This is a genomic window from Mesorhizobium sp. M7A.F.Ca.CA.002.15.2.1 (assembly GCF_003998715.1).
Taxonomy (GTDB): Bacteria; Pseudomonadota; Alphaproteobacteria; order Rhizobiales; family Rhizobiaceae; genus Mesorhizobium; species Mesorhizobium ciceri.
In genome coordinates this window covers 1-4,792 of record NZ_RZPI01000444.1, presented here as the reverse complement: position 1 = coordinate 4,792, position 4,792 = coordinate 1, and the positions used below count along the sequence as shown (strand labels likewise).

Sequence of the window (4,792 nt, the reverse complement as noted above, 5' to 3'; positions counted from 1 at the left end):
AGCGGCAACCGAAACGAAGCCAGCGGCCGCGAGCGCCGAATATTCGCCCAGCGAATGACCGGCGACATAGGCGACCTTGCCTTTCAGCGAGAAGCCGCGCGATTCCAGCGCCCGGATCGCGGCCAGCGACACCGCCATCAGCGCCGGCTGCGCGTTGGCGGTCAGCATCAACGTCTCTTCCGGCCCTTCCCAGATCAGCTTCGACAGGTTTTCGCCGAGCGCGTCGTCGACTTCCTGGAAAATTCTGCGCGCCTCGGGAAAGGCCTCGGCGAGATCCTTGCCCATGCCGACTGCCTGGCTGCCTTGTCCAGGAAAGGTGAATGCAACGGCCATGCGCGGGCTCCCAAGGGCTGGTTTTGCTTGCCTGATAGACGAGTTTTTCTTGCCTGTGACGCAAGGCAGGCCGCCAAGTCAAGCCCGGTTCGACCCTGCTCGACCGCAGCTTCATCCGCCGAGTGCCTGTTCCGAAAGGCTTTTTGGCGATCACTCCTGATGAAAACCGCTCACGATTCGTTTGCTGGCTCTTCTTATTTTGGCCACAGGCGCTAGCTTTGCGTGACAATTCCATGACAATCGAGTGACGTGCTTGTCGCTGGGTGGGGAAGTTAAAGTGGCAAAGAGTTACAAACGCGCCGGCAAGGCCGCGCCACAGTTCCTGGAAGACGACCCCTCCACCGGCTATCTGCCGGGCAGGAGATGGCCGGTCGTGCGCTATGGGCTGATCAGCCTGGCGATCGCCGCCGTCCTGGTGTTTGCCATCGAACTGATCGTGCGCGGCGACTTTGCCGGCACGGTCTCCTTCTTCCTGCAGCCGCTCAAGCCGGGCTGGACCACCATCGTCGTGTTCGCGCTGATCCTGATCGGCCTCGATGCGGTGCTGGGCCGCAGCCATCAGAGCCTGATGATCGTCGCGCCGCTGACGCTATCGCTTGCCTTCGTCGGCCACCAGAAGTCGCATTATCTCGGCGATCCGCTCTATCCGACCGATTTCCTCTATGCCCGCCAGATCTTCGCGCTGTTGCCGCTTTTGGTGCGCGACCGGCCGATGACCGCGCTCGCCATGGTCGTCGGCATCGTCGCCGGCCTGTCGCTGCTCGTCTATGGCTGGCGGATGTGGCGCCGCAAGGTTCCCGCACTCAGCCGCAAGGGACGCCTTGCGCGGCTGACGCTGGCAGTGCCGCTGCTCGCCTTCTTCGTTTCGATCATGGACTATGCCACCTTCTCCTGGACCAGGGACCGGTTGCAGATCATCCCGATCATGTGGGACCAGAAGGAAAACTATGCCTCCAACGGTTTTGCGCTGGCCTTTGCGCTCAATGTGCCGATGGCGCATGTCTCTGCGCCGCCGGGCTATTCCGACAAGGCGATCGCGGCGATCGCCAGGCCCGATGTGACCGCCTCGGTGCCGGCCGAGAAGCCTGACATCATCATCGTCATGAGCGAGTCCTTCTGGGACCCGACCAAGCTGCCCGGCGTCACCATCACGCCCGATCCGATCCCCAATGTGCGGGCGCTGCGCTCCGGCTCGATGTTCTCGCCGGAGTTCGGCGGCATGACCGCCAATATCGAGTTCGAGGCGCTGACCGGCTTCTCCAACGCGTTCCTGCCGGCCGGCAGCATCCCCTACCAGCAATATGTGCGCACGCCGACGCCGTCGCTGGCAACCTTCCTCAAGAGCCAGGGTTATCGGGCGCGCGCCATCCATCCGGGCACCAACTGGTTCTGGAACCGTGGCGCGGTCTACGCCGATTTCGGCTTCAACGATTTCAAGTCGGAAGAGACGCTGCCGCCAATGCAAAAGCGCGGGCCACTGGCATCGGATGCCGCGATGACCGACGAGATCATCAGCGAGGCCGACGCCAGCGAAGAGCCGGTGTTCTTCTTTGCGGTCAGCCTGCAAAACCACGGTCCCTACGAACCGAACCGCTATTACAGTCCCACGCACAGGGTGCAGGCGCCGATCAGCCAGTGGGCGCGCGAATCGCTGCTCAGCTACGCCGAAGGCTCAGCCGATGCCGATCGCGGTCTCGAACGCCTCGTCGAATGGGCAAAGACACGCTCCCGCCCAACCGTGATCGCCTTCTTCGGCGACCATCTGCCGCCGCTCGGGCCGGTCTATGTCGAAACCGGCTTCCTGAAGGACAATGTCGCGCCGCGCAAGGAAGCGTCGCCCGAGGCTGCCCTCGAGCATCATGAGACGCCGCTGGTCATCTGGTCGAACCGCACCGGGCCGGCTGAGCACATGGGCGCTGTCAGCCCGGCCTTCCTGCCCTATCATATCCTGAAGACGGCCGGCATCAGCCATCCCTACTACACCGGCTTCCTGGGCGAGATGAGCGAACACTACCGTGTCGTCGACCGCAATTTGCTGCTGACGCCGGCTGGCGAGGCCACGCCCGATTGGGCGCGGCAGAAGGAGATCGATCCGGCGATCCGCGATTTCCGCCTGCTGCAGTACGATATGATGTTCGGCAAACGCCACGCAGCGCCCGACTTCTTCCCCGAAACGGTCGACAAGATTGTCGCCGCCCATACGAGTTGAGGCCAGCGATTTCCTCAGAGCCTGCTGGTCCGTCTCGGTTCGCGTGTTCAGTTGGTCAATTGCAGCTTCGTGAAGTTGTTGGCGATCTGAAGGAACACGTTCGGCAGTTTGGTCGGATCGTTGACGGCATAATAGTTGCTCGGATCCGAGGCGCAGGCGCTGTAAAGCGCACGGTTGGCTGCGGTGTCGGATTGCAGCACCATGGTGTAGATCTGCACGCCCTCGTTCTTCAATTGCGTGCAAACGTTTTTGGTCCAGCCGTCGACATTGCGCGCAGCGGTCGTCTGGTTGTCCGATCCGAAGCGGCCGCCAGCCAGATAGCCATAGGATGTGTAATCCGACTTTGTCGGTTCTTGTTCGCTGGCGCCATAGACGACGTTCTCGCCGTCGGTGAGCAACAGCACGATCTTGCTGATGCCGGGCGTCTTCCAAGGCGCTCCGTCGGTGTAGGGCGCGGCGGGCGACAGCACACGCATACCCCATGACAGGCCCTCGGAGACATTGGTACCCGAGCCATTCCACTCGGTCATCTGACTGGCCGCCTTGCGCAGCTTGTCGAAATCGTCGGTCAGGGGGACCACCGGGGTCGGACACGCACGGTTCGGGCCGACAGTGACGGGAGAGCCGATCTCGGTGATGAGTTCCTTGGCGGGCGCAACATATTTGGCGATCTTTTCCCTGGCATCCCTGTCATCGGGCGACAGAAGTTCGATGAGATTGCCGAGCAGGTTGCTGAGATCGATGCCCAGAATGTTGATGCCCGACTGGGCAAGCCTGGTTTTGTCGCTGACATCGTTGAGATAGGAGTTGTTGTAGTATTTATCCGAATTGCCATAGGAGCCAGACGGCTTCTGGGCGTCTTCGGGATCATCCGGCGCAAAGTAGGGCACGAACAGCGTGTCGGGCTTGGCCGGGTCGGGTGGCGTGTCGGAGATATTGTAAGCGCCTGGCCGCGCCTCGACGCAACCTTTCCATCCGGTGCCATTCCATCCGGCATCGGCCCATCCGGTCTTCTTGAGCTGTTTGAAAAGCGCCATGTGGTTCGGCCGCTTGCCGTCGATGACGGGAAAATTGACGCCGTTGGTTGAGGACTTGCCGTCCATGTCGATCCAGGACGGGTCGAAGCCGTCGCCATTGACATTGACGGCCGTCACGAAAGGAACCAGCGAGGCGCGGATCTTGCGCGTTGGCGATTTCGCCGCTTCGAGCGTGTCGAGCAACGATTTTGTCGCCGTCCTCAGCGCCGTCATCCGCGCGCCGGCCATCGAGCCGGTGTTGTCCAGCACCAGCACGACTTCGAGCTGGTTGTTCGATTCGACCGCCGAGGCATCGACCACGATGTGCTTGCTGTCGCCGAACAGGAAGGCGAAGTTGAGATGGACGTCCGCCGAGGCAACCGCCTTGGTCTTGACGAAGTTGACGCCCTTGTCGACAGTCAACGTCGCCTGCGCATTGTCGAGCTCGCCATGACCGACGATGTTGGCCTGGAAATAGCGGTTGAAAGCGTCATTGCGGGTGATGTCGAGATCGCCAAGATGCGAAGAAGCAAGGTTTGCCGAATCGAGAGCGTTCTGCAAATTGCTCTTGGCCCGCATAAGGGTCGAGACATCGGTTGCGAAAGCGACTGCCGTCAGGATGACCGGCAAACCCAGTCCCAGCACAAGCGTGAAATTGCCGCTCTTCGAGCGCCAGAATTTGTTGAGAAGCATCCTTACCCCCGGAAATGCTTGCCGCTTTTGCGCGGTTGTCCGGGCTTTTGCGCCTTCCATGATGAATCGACCGTTGACGGCCAGGCTTCAACTCCACACAACCTGCTGGTGTGGTTAAGACGTGGTTGCCGGAAACCACGACTCCGGCCGTTGCTGCTCCCGATCGTCGCCTGCGACACACGGGAATGCCGCTTGCCCTTGCTTTGCGGCCGGATTGCTGTATAGACGCCCGCAATCTGCCGGTCCTTGCTGGGGGCTGAACGGAGGGCCGGAGGTTTTTCAGAACCTTCGTGTGAAGCCGGAAGTGCTTCCGCCTCCCGTGTCTCCGCTCTCGACCGTCTCGTCATGCTCCTTTCTTCCCCCTGCCCCTCGAGGGTTTGCGGGTCAGAGAAGTTGCAGAGGCTTTTGCCGCCGGGAACCGGGAGAGAAACGAAGAAAGGCATAAGACATAATGGCTCTTTACGAACATGTGTTTCTTGCCCGGCAGGACCTCTCGCAGCAGCAGGTCGATGCGCTTGTCGAACAGTACAAGGGTGTCATC

General features: G+C 61.2%; 3 protein-coding genes and 1 pseudogene. 2 read left to right on the top strand and 2 right to left on the bottom strand.

Features of this window, described 5'->3' with window-relative positions; translation table 11 throughout:
• The coding region (locus ENZ74_RS22195; protein ID WP_164761132.1) for an ACP S-malonyltransferase at positions 1-333 on the bottom strand (333 nt) is incomplete at its 3' end.
• Between the two features lie 277 nt (positions 334-610).
• On the opposite strand from ENZ74_RS22195, the gene ENZ74_RS22190 reads away from it, so the two are divergent.
• Positions 611-2,542, top strand: a complete 1,932-nt coding sequence (locus tag ENZ74_RS22190) for an LTA synthase family protein (protein WP_024504319.1) — start codon at positions 611-613, stop codon at positions 2,540-2,542.
• Positions 2,543-2,589: 47 nt separating this feature from the next.
• Here ENZ74_RS22190 and ENZ74_RS22185 read toward each other — a convergent pair whose 3' ends face one another.
• On the bottom strand, positions 2,590-4,251 hold the full coding sequence (locus tag ENZ74_RS22185; protein ID WP_063167703.1) for a pilus assembly protein: 1,662 nt from the start codon (positions 4,249-4,251) through the stop codon (positions 2,590-2,592).
• A gap of 451 nt (positions 4,252-4,702) precedes the next feature.
• Here ENZ74_RS22185 and ENZ74_RS35300 point away from each other — a divergent pair.
• A pseudogene (locus ENZ74_RS35300) lies at positions 4,703-4,792 on the top strand (30S ribosomal protein S6); the annotation flags it as partial.

Excerpts from the sequence above, each read along its gene's own strand:
- ENZ74_RS22185 (WP_063167703.1), bottom strand. The coding sequence starts at position 4,251 with ATGCTTCTCAACAAATTCTGGCGCTCGAAGAGCGGCAATTTCACGCTT.